Origin of the sequence: Geoglobus acetivorans (assembly GCF_039641995.1) — an archaeon.
GTDB lineage: Archaea > Halobacteriota > Archaeoglobi > Archaeoglobales > Archaeoglobaceae > Geoglobus > Geoglobus acetivorans.
Genome location: NZ_CP087714.1, coordinates 1,715,578 through 1,731,521, shown reverse-complemented (window position 1 = coordinate 1,731,521; position 15,944 = coordinate 1,715,578). Strand labels below are relative to the sequence as shown.

The window sequence follows — 15,944 nt, the reverse complement described above, 5'->3', positions numbered from 1 at the left end:
TCACCCATGCACGTTTTCACCGACTGGGAAGGGCCCTGGATTCTGACGGACATAGCATACGAACTGTCCCTGGCGGCGTTCAACAACGGAGAGTTCTTTGAAAGATTGAGTCAGTATGACGATTATCTGGCTTACGTGGAAAAAAAGGAGGGGTATCAGGCCGGGGACACTCTAAAACTTCTTGCGCCATTTCTTGTCGCTGCTGACCTGAGCTTGGAGGAGCTTGAAGTTCTGAGCGAACAGACGGCAAGATTCGTTCCCGATGCTGAAAAAGCGATGGAATACCTGCAGGAGAGGGTAAAGCCGGTGGTCATTTCAACGAGCTATGACATATACCTCACCAAAACGGCCAGAATGATAGGCGTTAGAGGAGACCTGCACGGTACGGTGTTCGATCCGGAGAAATACAGGATTGATGCGGAGTGGAAAAGATGGCTGCTGGTGAAGGTTGACGAGATCGCATCTCTCGAGGACATAGAGATAAGTGAAGGAAAGACTGCATCGGCAGAGTATCTCAACAGCCTCTTCTGGAAGGAGCTGCCGAAAACGCCCTTCTGGCAGATTATGGAGGACGTAAAGGTTGTGGGAAGCAGGCGGAAAAGAGAAATCGCGGAGAGCTACAATGAGAGCAAGGTAATCACAATAGGAGACAGCATTTCCGACATCGAAATGTTCGATTATGCGAGAGAGAACGATGGGCTTGCCATGTCCTTCAACGGAAACGAGTTCGCACTGAGGCATGCAAACCTGGCAGTCATCGCAGACAGTGCAGTGGTTGAGGCAGTAATAGCCATCACGTTCCTCGAGAGGGGCTTTGAAGGTGTCAGAGAGATTGCGGAGAGCGGGCACGACCTTCTCAGCGGCAAATACGAGATCCATTTTGAGATTGATGAAGACACCATCAGGAAATCGTTAAAAATGAGAAGGGCATTGAGAGGAAAGGCAGGTGAGCTTGGATGATTGCTGGATTTGGGGCGCTGAACCTCGACAAGATATACCTGGTTGACAAAATACCCTCAAAGGATGAGGAAGGCTTTGTGATTGACGTGGATCTCCACCCGGGAGGGAGTGCGGCTAACACCATCGCCGGACTTGCCACCTTTGGTGTGAGAACGTCCTTCATAGGCAAGGTCGGGAGTGATGAGGAGGGCAGAATTCTGATAGGTGATTTTGAAAACAGAAGAGTAGACACCTCCGGAATAATCAGGGCCGAGGGCAGAAGTGGCGTTGCGATGATATTCGTCGACAGGGAAGGAGAGAGGGCCATACTGGTCGATCCGGGCGTCAACGACACAATCAGGGAAGATGAGATCAACTGGGATGTTGTTGAAAAATCTGAAATCATCCACATGACCTCCTTCATCTGCAGGATGGGTGATGATTCATTCAGATCCCAGATCAGGGTTGCTAAAAGAGCAGAGAGGGTAAGCCTCGATCCCGGAATGCCCTATGCGGAGAAGGGGCTGAAGGGGCTTGAAAGGCTGCTGAAGGAGACGACAGTCTTTCTGCCCAACCGGAAAGAGCTTGAGATTGTATTCGGAATGGACTGGAGGGATGCAGTTGGAGAGACTCACAGCCTGGGAGTTGAGATTGTTGCGGTGAAACTCGGAAAGGAGGGCTGTTTTGTCTCTGACGGAGGGACAGAGGAATTTGTAAAGGCGTTTCCCTCAAACCCTGTGGATACGACAGGCGCGGGGGATGCGTTCAATGCGGGCTTCCTCTACGGCCTGCAGAGGAACAAGGACATTGTGGAGTCTGCGAAGATTGGCAACTACGTGGCCTCAAAGCTCATTGAGAGGGTGGGCGCGAGGAGTTACGGAGGAATAGATCCAGAGTCTGCTGTGCGGTAAATTTGAGGTGCTTCTCCCACAGACTTTTGCTCACCCTCATTCTTTTTGATGCCTGCTCCACAGCTTCATTCAGGCTCGAGAACCTTTCAGGTCTGGAGTTCATTGCCCTCCTGACTCCCTCCTCCACGACCCATACGCCGAGGGGGGCTGAGTATTCCGGCCTTATCTCTCTCAAAACAATTGCTCCTGCCTGCCTCCTTCTTGAGTGCAGGTACTCAAGAACCGGGAGTCTCGCAGCGTAATACCCTCCAGAAAGTTCAGAGTAGTCCCTCTTCCTCCCAAGACCCTCGCTGTCTGAGCCAATCCAGACGTTTTCAGGGCTCCACAGACTCTTTTCCATCCAGATTTCCACAAGCTGGAAGCAGTATGACGAGGGGTAAAGGATTACCTCAAAGTGATTTCCGTAGTGTTCGTAGCTGAAAAGCAGACAGTCGTTTATCCTCTCAAAATCCGCTATTTCCCTCTTCAGGTTTTCCGCGATGATGTCATGCACGGCGGTGATGCTCCACCTTGTCGGGACGAGCTTTTTCTCCACCCCCAGCAGCCCGACAGAGAACACCCTCTGGATGTAAGACGTCGGAAGATTTTCCTCGTAAAGCTCCATTACTGCATTCACGGCTTTGAGCTCATCGTCACTGACCTTCTCAACCTTGGACGGGATTTTGGGGTTCGAGGTTACCTTCATCCTCCTGAAAAATGCTGAAACTCCCGAAGGCATCAGGATGTCGTCAATGGCAGGTTTTTTTATCACCTTCTCGTATTCTGCCTCGACATCCAGATTTCTGACGCTGCTGGCAATCTCCTGAATCTCCATGAGATTTCTGTCGGGGTTTCCTGCAGACTGAACAGAAAACTGAGAGTAGGTTCTTGCAAGGGACATTCTCAGGGCTATGACGTCTTCAACCCTCTGGGAGTAACCTGCCGGATTTTCATAAACCTCGGGGTTTTCCCCTCCGAGGACTATCATCGGTCCAGCAAAGACCTTCGGATAGCCAATTCTCCCGACAAAAACTGACGGCGGGGTTGGTTTCTCGTCAACATCCCTGAGTTCGAAGCTTGCAGACTTGAAAGCCCGGATGATCGGGCAAAAGCTCTTCCCGCAGAGGAGCTTTCCCTTGCACCTGACACACAGCACGGAAAAAAATGGGCAAAAGAGGTATTAGAATGTTTTGAGTTCCCCGTTGATGACCATATCGGTTATCTTCGTGATGTCGTTGAGCCATTCATCCGCGACGGTTCTCGCCTTGGACTCCATCCTCTCCACATCGTATCCGTTCTCGGGGACTATCTGAATGCTGAGAGCCTTGGGTTCGTCAATTGGCTTTCCGATCTGGGAGAGAATGCGGACGTAGACCTCCTTGATGCCCTCGATGGCCTCGTAGCAGTCCCAGGCAATCCTGTTTGCGAGGAGGTTGTATATCTTTCCGACGTGGTTTATCGGGTTCTTTCCGCTCGATGCCTCCATGGACATGGGTCTGCCCGGAGTTATCAGGCCGTTGCACCTGTTGCCCCTGCCAACACTTCCATCATCTCCGTTCTCGGCAGAGGTCCCCGTGACCGTGAGGTACACGACTTCCTTGTCAATGTTGTCGGCCGTGTTGACGGCAACCTCAACCTCTCTGGAGGTGTACTCTGAAGAGATTCCCCTCACAAAGTCCGTAAGCTCCTCCTTCACCGCAAGGTACTCCTTCACACTGGACACATGTCTGTCAACGAAGGCACAGGCTATTGTGAGCCTGATTTTATCCCCCTCTCTCAGGCCCATTACCTTGACGTCCTCGCCAATGGCCTTCTCCTTCTTTCTGAACTCCTCATATATTCTTCTCTCAACGTTGTAGACCAGATTCTCCGTTTCGGTGAACGGGGCAAAGCCGATGCCAAAACTCGTATCGTTCGAAAGTGGTGCCTTGCCACCCTTCCTCTCAAAGACCTCTTTCAGATCAGTTGAGCCCTCACCAAGCCTCACGTCGAATACTATGTCTGTTTCAGGGTCGAGATTCCTCATGGCACTTCTCACGTAGTCCTTTGCTGCCTTGAGGGCAACCCGGTCAGCTGGAATGTCTATGCCGTCGAAGTACTTCGTTGCCCTGCCAACAAGGAGAATGTATATGGGCTGTATGACCTCTCCTCCACCAAATGCGGTTTTCGCCCTCCCTGCAACGATCTGGGTCTCATCGGTGTTGTGGTGCAGCACTACCCCAACTCTCTTGAGGTACTCCTTGCTCAGTGCCCTGCTCATCGCCTCTGCGATACCATCAGCTATTGAATCAGGATGACCGATACCCTTCCTTTCAACAATTTCGACCTTTTGATTCTCAACAGGAGTGTGAACTAACTCCTCAACAAATATGTTCTTCATGGCCCCCCTTCACAGCCTCGTAATTTAAGAATTGCTGTCAATTACGATTTATAATATTTTAACATCACGGTGTCGCAAGGTTCAGCGTTATCTCGGCTATGTCCTCGCTGTATCCCACAATCCTCTCCAGACCGCTCAACAGGCCGGAAACCAGAACCATGTCCTTCATCTCAGCGGGCTTTATCCTCGGCACACCAAACGAGTCTGCGATCGCAAACACGTCCCTTGCTATTGCCTCGTCCCGCTTGAAAAGGGAGGTTAGGGAAAGCCTGAAGGCAGTTTCAGCCTCTTCTGCGGGCTTTTCAAGCTCCATCAGATTGGTCTCGCACATCCTGAGATTGGAGGTCATCCCGTGGAGGTGGTCTCCAACCCTCTCGATGTTCTTTATAGCGGTCCTCGTTCCCAGGATTTCTATGGGAGATAGATCGAGAACTTCCAGAATGTCAGAGTACCTAAGGGCAGATTTGAGAATCCTCAATATCAGAAAATAAAGCCTGTCAACCTCATTTTCTCTCTGAAGGATTACTTCTATGGATGCGGGGTCGTATTCAACCAGATTCTTTCTGAAGTCCTTCAGCATGGAGATCACGGTGTTGCCCATCCTCTCGAGCAGGTCATCCACCCTGAATCTTCTCTCATCCACAAACACTTCCATCCAGATCTCGTTTCCAGAATCCTCCAGAATTTCAGCACCTATGAGCAGTGCGGTTGCGTTGTATACAGCCCTTCTCGTCCTCTCATTAACGGGAATCCTTATCGTCTCGTAACCCGCAAGATAGTGGGATATTATTTTCCTGAGAAGCATCTTTTCGTCTTCTTCCTCATCAATCCTCGATTCTCTGGGATTGGCCTTGTCGAGCCTCGGCCTTATCGTGAGAGAGTCCTTACCAATGTCACAGAAAACGGTGTCTCCAGCCTTAAGTGAGTTATCCCTTATCCACTCCTTGGGGAGAGAGATTATAAAGCTCGAACCGCTAACAAATATCTTTCTGGCCACACGTTTCATACTCCCAATTTCACATCTGATATATATTTACTTTTCCAAATCAGGATGCGAATATGTGGATAAGCATGGTAATGGTGAAGATATAGCCAAATGTATTGTATATCAATAAGGTAAATATATCTCAGTAAAACAGTACGAACATGCGGAAAAAAGTCAGTCTGGTTCTGGTTATAGCACTGCTCCTGACCCTCATCGCTGCTGGCTGCACACAGCAGAGCACTGAGGAAACGGAGAAGACAGAGGGCATGAAACTTAGCGGAGAAGTTAAGATTGCCGGAAGCTCAACAGTGTACCCCATAACAATAGCAATCGGAGAGGAGTTCAGCAGGCTCCACCCGGACGTTGTCGTATCCGTGCAGTCCACAGGCACAGGTGGAGGATTCAAGAACTTCTTCATTCCGGGGCATGCTGACATAAACGATGCGAGCAGACCGATAAAGCAGGAAGAGCTTGATGCAGCGAAGGAGAACGGTGTCGAGCCGATAGAATTTCTTGTGGGGTATGATGCCCTGTCAGTAATCGTCAATCCGGAAAACGACTGGGTCGGCTGTTTGAGCTTTGAAGACCTGAAGAAGATATGGGGACCTGATGCCACCGGAAACGTGACGAAGTGGAGCGATGTCAATCCGGACTGGCCCGATGAAAACATGAACCTGTACGGGCCGACTTCAGCTTCCGGAACCTTCGACTTCTTCACCGAGCACGTTGTTGGCGAATCAGGAGCCCACAGACAGGATTACCACGGAACAGAGGAGGACAACACGATAATAATGGCGGTTGCAAGGGACAAGTACGCAATGGGATACCTGGGGCTTGCATACTACCTCGAAAACAAGGACAGGGTTAAGGCGGTGGAGATCAAGAACCCCGAGACGGGGGCCTGCGTCGCTCCGTCCATCGAGTCCGGACAGAGCGGAGAATATCCACTCGCCAGACCTCTGTTCATCTACGTGAACAAGGAGGCGCTCAAGAAGCCTGCAGTCAGGGAGTTCGTGAAGTTCTACCTGGAGAACCTTGACAGCGGAATTGTTGAAGAGATAGGATACATTCCGGTTAGCGAAAAAATCAAGGAGGAGAACCTCAAGAAGTTTAACGACGCACTGAAAGAGCTGGGGGTGGAGTAAGGGGAACCAGGTTTTTCCCAAATTTTTTTCAGGAGGTGGATTGATTGAATTCCAGTAAGAAAGTCACGGAAAGTCTGATAAAAACCGTCCTGCTCATCTGCACACTTCTCACGGTATTCGTAACATTCAGCATAATCTACATACTTCTGTCTGAGAGTGCAACTTTTTTCCTCTCGGTCTCACCTGTTGAATTTTTCACGGGCATGAAGTGGACTCCCACGATTAAGCCCTACGCCTACGGGGTCCTGCCACTCGTCTCTGGAACGCTCATGATTACGATCGGCTCAGCCCTCATAGCGATTCCGGCGGGACTTCTTTCAGCAATATATCTGAGCGAGTACGCAAGCGAGAGGGTGAGGAACATCCTCAAACCCATGCTCGAAATCCTTGCGGGCGTACCCACAGTCGTTTACGGGTTCTTCGCTTTCGCATACATAACTCCGTTTCTGAAAAATCTCGTGCCCGACCTGCAGGCGTATAATGCCCTCAGCGCTTCAATAGTCGTCGGGATAATGATAATCCCGATCGTCGCGAGCATAAGCGAGGATGCAATCAGAGCCGTTCCGAGGTCGCTGAGAGAGGCAGGATACGCACTCGGAGCCAGAAAACCGAGGGTCATTTTGACAATCGTGATACCCTCTGCCCTTTCAGGGATCATCGCAAGCTTCATCCTAGGAATCTCGAGAGCGATAGGAGAGACGATGGCGGTCACGATAGCGGCGGGCAGAACGCCGAGACTTGCGAACATACTGAACCCTGCAGACTGGACGAAGTCCATAGAAACAATGACTGCGGCGATGGTTGAGCTCGGCCTAAGTGATGTGAGCGGACACAGCCTGGCCTACAAGAGCCTGTTCGCCATAGGATTCACGCTGTTCCTGATGACCCTCGCCCTGAACACCGTGAGCTACTTTGTTAAGATGAAGTACAGGGAGGTGTACAGATGAAGGGAGATGGATGGAAGGAAAAAATGTTCATGGCTCTTACGCTCGTCGCAACCCTTGCGGGAATAACCATCCTCTCAGCGCTGCTTGCGCTGACGTTTTACGAGGCCGTAAACTGGATCGATGTCCAGTTCCTGACCTCACCGCCCTCAAGGTTCCCGGACAGGGCCGGAATTTACCCCTCAATCGTGGGAACGATTATGTCGATGATTCTGGTCGGAGTCTTTTCGGTTCCCCTTGGAGTCGGCGCAGCCATCTATCTTGAGGAATACGGAAGGAGGAGCAGATTCAAGCAGATTCTGGAGATAAACATCTCAAATCTGGCAGCCGTTCCCTCCATCGTTTACGGTCTTCTCGGACTCGGACTTTTCGTTTCGACACTCCACATCGGAGCGGGCAGCATTCTTGCCGGCTCCCTCACGCTATCCCTGCTCATCCTGCCCACAGTCATAGTCTCATCACAGGAGGCCATCAGGGCTGTTCCCGACTCACTGAGAGAAGCTTCGATAGGTCTCGGAGCCTCAAAGTGGCAGACCATAAGGAACGTCGTTCTCCCATCGTCAATTCCGGGAATACTCACGGGCGTTATACTCTCACTGTCGAGGGCGATAGGCGAAACAGCCCCGCTCATCATGATCGGCGCAGCCACAACTATTTTCACCGCACCAAAAAGCATCTTCAGCACGTATTCACCGTTACCGATGCAGATATTCATGTGGACGGACATGCCCAAGGAGGAGTTTCTCCATGGCCTAGCACCGGCAGCGATAATCGTCCTCCTTGCAATCATGCTGTCCATGAACGCACTGGCAATTTACCTGAGAAACCATTACAGGAAAAAGCTATGGGGGTGAGTGGATGGGGCACATATTCGATATAAAAAATCTCACCGTATATTACGGCGAAAAGCCCGGAATCAGCGATGTGAGCATGAAGATCTACAGAAACAAGGTTACTGCGGTTATCGGGCCGAGTGGATGCGGGAAGTCCACATTTCTGAGGGCGTTGAACAGGCTCGTGGAGCTTGCTGACAACGTCAGGGTTTCCGGAGAGGTGATATTCGACGGAAAGAACATCTACGACAGAGACGTGGACCCGGTAGAGATCAGAAGGAGAATAGGAATGGTTTTCCAGCATCCGAACCCGTTTCCGAAGAGCATATTTGACAACATCGCATATGGACCGAGAATTCACGGAATAAACGACCGGGAAAAGCTGAAGGAGATCGTGGAGAGCAGTCTGAAAAAAGCCGCTCTCTGGGATGAAGTCAGGGACAGGCTCAACGACTCGGCGTTGAGGCTATCAGGAGGTCAGCAGCAGAGGCTCTGCATAGCAAGGGCCATAGCGACCAATCCGGAAGTGATCCTCTTCGATGAGCCGACTTCAGCCCTTGACCCCATCGCATCGGCAAAGATAGAAGAGCTGATGGTCGAGCTGAAGAGAAACTACACGGTGGTGGTCGTGACCCACAACATCCAGCAGGCCGCAAGGATAAGCGACTACACCGCATTCTTCTGGATGGGCAAGCTTGTGGAGTATGACAGAACGAAGAAGATATTCGAAAAGCCGGAAAACGAGCTGACGGAGAGATACATAACGGGGAGAGTCGGATGAAAGTGCTGTTCGTCTGCATAGAGAACACGTGCAGGAGCGTGATGGCAGAAACGGTCTTTAACAGCCTTGCCAAAAGCTGGAAAGCCGAGAGCGCCGGAGTTGAGGCCGGAAAGGAGTACGACGGTAAGGCGGTGGAGATACTGGAAAAGAGGGGCTATAGAGTCAATGAGGGGAGGCCAAAAAGCCTCAAAGATGTTAATTTAGAGAGTTATGAGGTCGTCATAGCTGTGTGCGGGGAAAGTGCATGCGTAAACGTCCCCCACAGAAATGTTGAGAGATGGTATGTCGAGGACCCGAAGGGTAAGGGTGTGGATGAATATTTGAAAACGCTATCCATGATTGAGGATAAGGTTAGGGAGCTTTTACGGAGGTTGGAAGATGAGAGTTCTTGATGAAAGGCTTGAAAAAATTAAGGAGGAGGTTGTCGAGCTTCACGGTATAGCAAAAAACTCGGTTGAGCTCTGCATAGATGCCCTTTTTGGAGATGAAAACAGCGCAGTCAAGATAGACGAGCTTGAAAGGTATTCGGATATTCTGAATACAGATATCGAAAACGAGGCTCTGGGAGCGGTTGCCCTGTTCCAGCCGGTTGCAAGGGATTTGAGGTTCCTCGCAACGATAATGAGAATCTCAGGAAATTACGAGAGGATCGTGGATTACGCCCTGAAAATCTCGAGATGCAGGGCGACCAGATTCAGGGAGGAGCTTGAGGAAATAAGGAAAGTCCTGCTGGAAATGTTCGACATCCTGGAGTCAGCACTGCAGGGAGATGTTGAAAGCATTGCGGACAAACTCATGACGAGAGACGACATGATCGACAGAAAGAGCAGGGACATCATAGACAAGCTGAAAGGGGAAGAGATGACCGACGAAACCCTGTGCCTGATATTCTCAGCAAGATTTCTGGAGAGGATTGGAGACATCCTTGCGAAAACGGGCGCAAGAATGCTGTACATTGAGAAGGGGAGAAGGGTCTGGATAAAGTAGTCCCTTCAACCGCAATTTACCTTTTATTTCATCAATCCGTCAATCCTCTCGCGGATCTCTCTCGCAGTTCTGGCAGGATCCTCGGACTGATATATCGTCCTGCCCACGATGATCCCGTCGGCTCCAGCCTTCAGAACGTCCTCGAGCCTTCCCCCCTGAGCCCCGACTCCCGGGCAGATGACTCTGAGGTTTTCAGCCCTCTTCTTTATCTCCGCAATCCTCTCAGGCCTCGTGGCGGGGGCTATGAGTCCGTCGCAGCCGACCTCCTTGGCAACATCAACAATCTCGAGAGTGTGGCGGGTCATGAACTCTCTCCCTCCCTGGCTGCTTAGCTCTGTTACGGCATAAACCTCCCCTCCATGCCTGTCAGCCACATCCCTCACAGCCCGAAGCATATCACTTCCGGCAAAACCGTGGGCTATAACTGCCCTGACCCCATGCCTGAAGGCAATGTCCGCGATGAGAGATGCGGTATACGGGATGTCCGCTATCTTAAAATCAGCTATAACGGGCCGGATTTCAGAGAGTTCGGAAACAACATCTATTCCCGCAGATAAAACGAGCGGGTAGTTGACCTTGATGAAGTCCACGTACTCACCGCACTTCCGGGCAACGTCGAGTGCCACATCCCTCTCCAGAACGTCAAGAGCAAGTATGAGCATAAACCTTTAACCGTGCATGTGATTTTAAATGTTAGCTCAGCACAATCCAAATCTTTAATATCCCTGAAATGAAAAAACTACCAGGGGGAGCCAGCATGGTGGGAGAACAGATGTTAAAGTTTTTCACGGCGATGGAGAATCAGATCAAGCTCTTGAAGGATTCCGTGAACTCTGAAAATCTCGAGGAGCTTATCAGCGCGATACAGGGTGCAAGGAGCATCTTCGTGATGGGTGCCGGGAGGAGCGGTTTTGTCGCAAAATCGTTTGCAATGCGGTTGATGCACTGCGGTTACAACGTTTACGTTGTTGGCGAGACTGTAACTCCAAGGATAGGGAAGGAGGACGTTCTAATAGCCATATCAGGCTCGGGAGAAACAACATCGGTTGTGAACATAAGCAAAAAGGCCAAGGAGCTGATAGGATCAAAGCTGATAGCAATCACAAGCAACCCCGAATCATCTCTCGGAAAACTTGCGGATGTTGTTGTTCCGATAAAGGGAAAGATAAAGACCGAGCAGGACGAGGAGCTTTCCAAAATTGCCCCTCTTGGCACGATGTTTGAGCTTACCGTGATGATATACCTCGACGCTCTGATAGCTGAACTCATGACCGTGAGAAACCTCACAGAAAAAGATCTCGAGAACAGACATGCGGTTCTTGAATGAGGTGGTCGAATGTACGAGAATGTAGAGGAACTTGTAAAAAAGCTGAGTGATGCCCACGGCATTTCCGGATATGAGGACGAGATAAGGGACATAATAAAGGCCGAGCTTGAGGACCACGTCGACGAGATAAAGGTCGACAGGATGGGGAACATAATCTGTGTGAAAAACGGCAAAGACTACAGCCAGATGATAGCCGCACACATGGATGAGATCGGTTTTATGGTGAAGTACATAGAGGACAGCGGATTTCTGAGGATAACGCCCATAGGAGGGTGGTTCAGTCAAACAGCGCTTAACCAGAGGGTGATACTCCACGGAAAGAAGGGCAGAATCGTCGGTGTGCTGGGGTGCAAGCCTCCGCACTTCATGAGGGATGACGAGAGGAAGAAGATCATAGATATCAAGGACATGTTCATAGACATTGGAGCAGAGAGCAAGGAGGAAGTGAAGGAGATGGGTATCGACATCGGAACTCCGGTAACCATAGACAGGGAATGTGTCAGGCTGGGGAACAGGATTACCGGCAAGGCATTTGACGACAGGGCCGGTGTTGCGATAATGATAGAGGCGCTCAGGAGAACCGAGAGCGATGCAACAATCTATGCAGTCGGAACCGTGCAGGAAGAGGTCGGGCTGAAGGGTGCGAGAACATCGTCATTCGCACTCGAGCCTGATGTTGCCCTCGCAATTGACGTTGCTCCCTCAACAGACTATCCCGGTGCTGAAAGTGTGAAGCTCGACGTTAAGCTCGACTGGGGGCCGGTGATAACCGTTGCCGATGCGCAGGGAAGAGGTCTGATCGCTCCGAAAGTTGTCGTGGACTGGCTTGTTGAGACGGCAGAGAAGCACGAAATAGAGTATCAGCTGGAGGTCGGAGAGGGCGGAACGACAGATGCAACCGCAATCCACCTGACGAAGGCAGGAATACCCACGGGTGTTGTTTCGGTGCCTGCAAGATATATCCACACGCCCGTAGAGGTAATATCGCTGAAGGACGTGGATCTGTCTGCAGAGCTTGTCGCAAGAGCCCTTGAATCCGCTGAAAAATACATAAAAAAGTAAATTTTCAAAATTTTTAAAATTCTACCTGTTTCAGCTTACCCCGCCACAAACACGGCCAGCGGGGCAATTATTCCGAGAGCCAGTATTGCTGAACCGATTATCAGTCCAAGTATGAACCCGAGACTTTTGAGTGGTGCCAGCTCCATTTTCATCCCTCCTCAGCAGTTTACGTACGAATATGTATCAATTAGTGTTTATATAATTTTTTGATTCTATAAATAATTACGTAATTATTTATCAGATAATATCTAAATTAATCGCAATACAATATTATCATGAATATCACAGAACAAAGACTCAAGAAAATATAAAAGCAGACAGGCAAAGTTTCCTGTGAATGACGGTCAGGGACCTCATGCTCGAAATCGAGAAGGCGAGTAAAATTGCCAGGGAAAACAGGCACAGGTATGTTGTTTTCATATGCACGAAAGAGCTGAACGACAGGATAATGAAGCTCGCCAAAAAAGCGTACAAGCAGCACCTGAAATCATCGGAAAATCCTGAGGAGAGCCTTCTCCTTGCAGGGAGGAGTTACTTCAATGAGCTTGCAGGCAAGTACTTCAGCGGAGAGATCGTCCACTACAAGGACAGCTGGAAGGTTCTGGGGCAGACATACGACAGCCTGATCATAGACCTGACGGAAGGATTTCACCCCAACGACCTGGGAATACTGATCGAGACGATCAGGGAAGGCGGGATCATCATCGCCGTATCTCCCCACATCGACAGCTGGTTCAATCTGAAGGGGAAGTGGCATGAGGACCTGGTCAGCGAGCCATACACTGTTGAGGATGTTGTTCCGAGGTTCTACAGGAGATTCATAAACAAGACCCTTACTGCTGAGGGCATAATCATATTTGACGCTGATAAAAGAAAGATTCTGAAAAATTACGAGTTTGAGAAGAGGGTCGACTCAAGAGAGAAGATCGTAATTCCCGAGGAGAAGAAGGAAATAAAGAGAAAGCTCTACAAGCTCTGCGCCACTCAGGATCAGGTTCGCGTTCTTCAGGTTTTCGAATCGTTTTTTGAAAAAGAGAGGGAGAGAAAGGCTGTTGTCATAACGGCCAACAGGGGGAGGGGGAAGACCGCCGTTCTCGGCATCCTCACCCCTTATCTGGTGTCCAGGCTGGAAAGGACCCTGAAAAGGCCCGTCAGGATTCTGCTCGTGGCTCCGAACGTTCAGTCCGTGCAAACATACTTCGAGTTCCTGAAAAAAGCCCTCGTCAGGCAGGGGATGAAGAACTTTTCCGAGAAGAAGAGCGGTGGAAACACCACGGTTATCAACAGCAGGTATGCGAGGATCGAGTATGCCCTTCCTGCAAGGGCCATGAGAGAGGGTGAGTTTGCTGACATCGTCATTGTGGACGAGGCTGCGTCAATCGACGTTCCGGTGCTTTTCAAGATAATTGAGGGTGTCAAGTACGCGATATTCTCCACAACCGTTCACGGTTACGAGGGGACGGGAAGGGGTTTCGCAATCAGATTTCTGAAGAGGCTGGAGCAGGACGAAAATACCGAGATCGTGAAAATCGAGCTGAAGGAGCCAATAAGGTACGGCAGGGGCGACCCAATCGAGGCCTGGCTCTACGACGTTCTGATGCTTGATGCCCAGCCCGTGGAGCTTGATGAGAGCGACATGGAGAAAATACGGAACGGAGAGCTTGAGTTCGAGGAGCTCGACAAGAACATGCTCATCGAAAATGACGACCTCCTCAGAGAGTTCTTCGGCATTTACGTTCTCGCCCACTACAGAAACCGGCCCTCCGACCTCGTGATTCTGCTGGACATGCCGAACCACATTCCGCTCAGGGTCAAGGTGAACGGGAAGACTGTGTGCTCGCTGCACGTTGCAGTCGAAGGTGGGATGGACGAGGAGACTGTCAGAAAGCTCTCCGATGGCTACAAGCCGAAGGGTCAGATAATCCCGGACCTGATCCTGAAGCACTACTGGGAGTATGGCTTTCCCGAGCTTACCGGCATAAGGATCGTGAGAATTGCAACGCACCCATCCGTGATGGACATGGGCATAGGGAGCTTTGCACTGCAGAAGCTCGTCGAGTGGGCCTCAGAGAAAGACATGGACTGGGCGGGGAGTGGCTTTGGCGTCTCTCCAGAGCTTCTGAGGTTCTGGGAGAGGAACGGGTTCGTGCCGGTGCACATCACGCCCCAGAGGAACGAGATTTCCGGAGAGTACACGGTTATAGTCCTGAAGACCCTCAAAATGCACATCCAGTCCAGAATCGACGACATAAACGCCGAGTTCGTCAGGAGAGTGATAGAATATCTCGGAGACGAGCTGAGAGACATAGAGCTTGAGACAGCAATAAGGCTCCTGAAGAGCCTCAGAAAGGAGGCAAAGGCATACGAGCCGGAATTCACGAGGGTTGAAAGGCGGAGAATGAAGAAGTACTTCCAGGGCCACAGCCTGTTCGAGTACGTTTCTGACATAGCAAGACCTCTTGTCAGATACTACTACACCCGGACCGATAAGGCCGGGCTTGACGAGAGGGAGGAGAGGGTTCTGGTTGCGAAATGCCTGATGATGAAAAACTGGAGGGAGATTGAGGATAGCAGGTCATACAAAAGAGTGCTGAAGGCCCTTAAAAAGGTGTGGGAGTGGTACCATGGAGCAGAAGAGGATTAATTTCGATTCGGAGTATGTTGAGGAGATAATGAGCGGGAAAAAGGTAACGACTGTCAGAAAGGGCATAAAGAGGTACCCTGTAGGGAGAATAGTTGACCTGACCGCAGAGAGCAGGCCCTTCGCAAGGGCGAGGGTTGACAAGGTCGTTGTGAAGAGGGTTAGGGAGCTGACAGACAGCGATGCGAGGCTTGACGGGTTTGAGAGCAGGGAGGAGCTCATAGAGGCTCTGAATAGGATATACGGGAAGGTTAAGGACGAGGAGTTCGTCACGGTGGTGCACTTTACGGTTGTCGAGTGAAATTGCTCATAACGGGCCAAATGCCAATTTTTATTCCATCAACCAATTTATCCCAAAGATGCTGCGTCCAAACTGGGAAGAACTGATTAAAAGTCTGATATTGAGAATAGATAAGCTGAGAGATTCTTTGAAAAACGAGGTTTAGATACTATCTCACAAGTCCATCCGGGGAGTCTCAGTAGTCAGTCGCATGCATTGAACAGATATTCCAGAAACTGCTCTCACCAGTGCCATGGCAGCAAGTTTCCCACCCTCTAATACCATCAAAATGTTTAAAAATTGCGAGCGAATAGCCAGTTTAAAGCCGGGGTTGCCGAGTGGTAAGGCGGTGGCCTGCTAAGCCACTGGGCTCTGCCCGCGTGGGTTCGAATCCCACCCCCGGCGTTTGTTATCTTCAACAACATTAGCGTTCAAATCGACAATTTTTCCAGACATTTCAAGGTAGCAACGCAGCGAAAACGAGCTGAGAATCACGTTGCTCAGCCCATCATCCGAAGGCTGCTGATTTTCGGACACAAACATCAGGTCCTCAGGACCACCACCGATATCCAAATACGTTTTTTGCTTGCTCAGAAGTTTCAGAATTTGAATTACGAAATCCAAACATTCTGCAGATGCATAAGAAAAACAGATTCAACATACTTTAATCAATTCCCAGATGGTCTAAAAATGTTTTAACAAGCTGGCAATTATTCAAAATTATTTTAAAATTAATTGAGGTTTTTCCTG

The 15,944-nt window shown here is 50.2% G+C and carries 16 protein-coding genes and 1 tRNA gene; 13 read left to right on the top strand and 4 right to left on the bottom strand.

Going from position 1 to position 15,944, the window contains the following annotated elements; all coding sequences use genetic code 11:
• The first annotated feature begins 6 nt into the window (after nt 1–6).
• Both LPQ35_RS10195 and LPQ35_RS10190 read left to right on the top strand, forming a co-directional pair.
• Complete coding sequence (locus LPQ35_RS10195) at nt 7–960, top strand: hypothetical protein (RefSeq protein WP_193807217.1); 954 nt, start codon at nt 7–9, stop codon at nt 958–960.
• A complete protein-coding gene (locus LPQ35_RS10190) occupies nt 957–1,850 on the top strand; it encodes a PfkB family carbohydrate kinase (RefSeq protein WP_193807219.1) in 894 nt (297 codons plus the stop codon). Before LPQ35_RS10195 ends, LPQ35_RS10190 begins: the two co-directional genes overlap by 4 nt.
• Here the strand turns inward: LPQ35_RS10190 and LPQ35_RS10185 are convergent.
• The 3 genes from LPQ35_RS10185 to LPQ35_RS10175 all read right to left on the bottom strand — a co-directional run bounded on the left by LPQ35_RS10185 (nt 1,789) and on the right by LPQ35_RS10175 (nt 5,215).
• Nucleotides 1,789–2,985, bottom strand: a complete 1,197-nt coding sequence (locus LPQ35_RS10185; protein WP_193807221.1) for a hypothetical protein — start codon at nt 2,983–2,985, stop codon at nt 1,789–1,791. The two genes, LPQ35_RS10190 and LPQ35_RS10185, sit on opposite strands and share 62 nt — an antisense overlap.
• Before the next feature lie 24 nt (nt 2,986–3,009).
• Nucleotides 3,010–4,209: a methionine adenosyltransferase gene (locus tag LPQ35_RS10180; RefSeq protein WP_193807224.1), complete on the bottom strand. Its 1,200-nt coding sequence runs from the start codon at nt 4,207–4,209 to the stop codon at nt 3,010–3,012.
• Nucleotides 4,210–4,273: 64 nt separating this feature from the next.
• A complete protein-coding gene (locus LPQ35_RS10175) occupies nt 4,274–5,215 on the bottom strand; it encodes a PhoU domain-containing protein (RefSeq protein WP_193807226.1) in 942 nt (313 codons plus the stop codon).
• A gap of 140 nt (nt 5,216–5,355) precedes the next feature.
• Between LPQ35_RS10175 and LPQ35_RS10170 the strand changes: the two genes are divergently transcribed.
• The 6 genes from LPQ35_RS10170 to LPQ35_RS10145 are packed head-to-tail and all read left to right on the top strand — an operon-like array spanning nt 5,356 to nt 9,884.
• Entirely contained in the window at nt 5,356–6,339 is a 984-nt protein-coding gene (locus tag LPQ35_RS10170) for a phosphate ABC transporter substrate-binding protein PstS family protein (protein ID WP_193807228.1), read from the top strand.
• 44 nt (nt 6,340–6,383) lie between these two features.
• The gene (gene pstC, locus LPQ35_RS10165) at nt 6,384–7,286 is read left to right on the top strand and encodes a phosphate ABC transporter permease subunit PstC (protein WP_193807230.1); all 903 of its coding nucleotides are present in this window, start codon (nt 6,384–6,386) and stop codon (nt 7,284–7,286) included.
• Nucleotides 7,283–8,137, top strand: a complete 855-nt coding sequence (gene pstA / locus LPQ35_RS10160) for a phosphate ABC transporter permease PstA (RefSeq protein WP_193807233.1) — start codon at nt 7,283–7,285, stop codon at nt 8,135–8,137. The genes pstC and pstA overlap by 4 nt, the downstream gene beginning before the upstream one ends.
• Before the next feature lie 4 nt (nt 8,138–8,141).
• Complete coding sequence (gene pstB / locus LPQ35_RS10155; protein WP_193807235.1) at nt 8,142–8,897, top strand: phosphate ABC transporter ATP-binding protein PstB; 756 nt, start codon at nt 8,142–8,144, stop codon at nt 8,895–8,897.
• Complete coding sequence (locus tag LPQ35_RS10150) at nt 8,894–9,289, top strand: low molecular weight phosphatase family protein (protein ID WP_193807237.1); 396 nt, start codon at nt 8,894–8,896, stop codon at nt 9,287–9,289. Before pstB ends, LPQ35_RS10150 begins: the two co-directional genes overlap by 4 nt.
• A complete protein-coding gene (locus LPQ35_RS10145) occupies nt 9,276–9,884 on the top strand; it encodes a PhoU domain-containing protein (RefSeq protein ID WP_193807238.1) in 609 nt (202 codons plus the stop codon). The genes LPQ35_RS10150 and LPQ35_RS10145 overlap by 14 nt, the downstream gene beginning before the upstream one ends.
• Nucleotides 9,885–9,907: 23 nt before the next feature.
• Here the strand turns inward: LPQ35_RS10145 and pyrF are convergent, their stop codons facing one another.
• Nucleotides 9,908–10,546 (bottom strand): orotidine-5'-phosphate decarboxylase, encoded by a 639-nt coding sequence (pyrF, locus tag LPQ35_RS10140; protein ID WP_193807239.1) that lies wholly within the window; start codon nt 10,544–10,546, stop codon nt 9,908–9,910.
• Between the two features lie 95 nt (nt 10,547–10,641).
• On the opposite strand from pyrF, the gene hxlB reads away from it, so the two are divergent.
• The 5 genes from hxlB (at nt 10,642) to LPQ35_RS10115 (ending at nt 15,599) form a co-directional block, all read left to right on the top strand.
• A complete protein-coding gene (gene hxlB / locus LPQ35_RS10135; protein ID WP_346297639.1) occupies nt 10,642–11,211 on the top strand; it encodes a 6-phospho-3-hexuloisomerase in 570 nt (189 codons plus the stop codon).
• Nucleotides 11,212–11,220: 9 nt separating this feature from the next.
• Nucleotides 11,221–12,273: a M20/M25/M40 family metallo-hydrolase gene (locus LPQ35_RS10130; protein ID WP_193807240.1), complete on the top strand. Its 1,053-nt coding sequence runs from the start codon at nt 11,221–11,223 to the stop codon at nt 12,271–12,273.
• A gap of 337 nt (nt 12,274–12,610) precedes the next feature.
• Nucleotides 12,611–14,917 carry a GNAT family N-acetyltransferase gene (locus LPQ35_RS10125; protein ID WP_193807241.1) on the top strand — a complete coding sequence of 769 codons (2,307 nt, stop codon included), beginning with the start codon at nt 12,611–12,613 and terminating at the stop codon, nt 14,915–14,917.
• On the top strand, nt 14,898–15,215 hold the full coding sequence (locus tag LPQ35_RS10120; RefSeq protein ID WP_193807242.1) for an ASCH domain-containing protein: 318 nt from the start codon (nt 14,898–14,900) through the stop codon (nt 15,213–15,215). The genes LPQ35_RS10125 and LPQ35_RS10120 overlap by 20 nt, the downstream gene beginning before the upstream one ends.
• 303 nt (nt 15,216–15,518) lie before the next feature.
• Nucleotides 15,519–15,599: transfer RNA gene (locus LPQ35_RS10115), tRNA-Ser, on the top strand.
• The last annotated feature ends 345 nt before the right edge of the window (nt 15,600–15,944 follow it).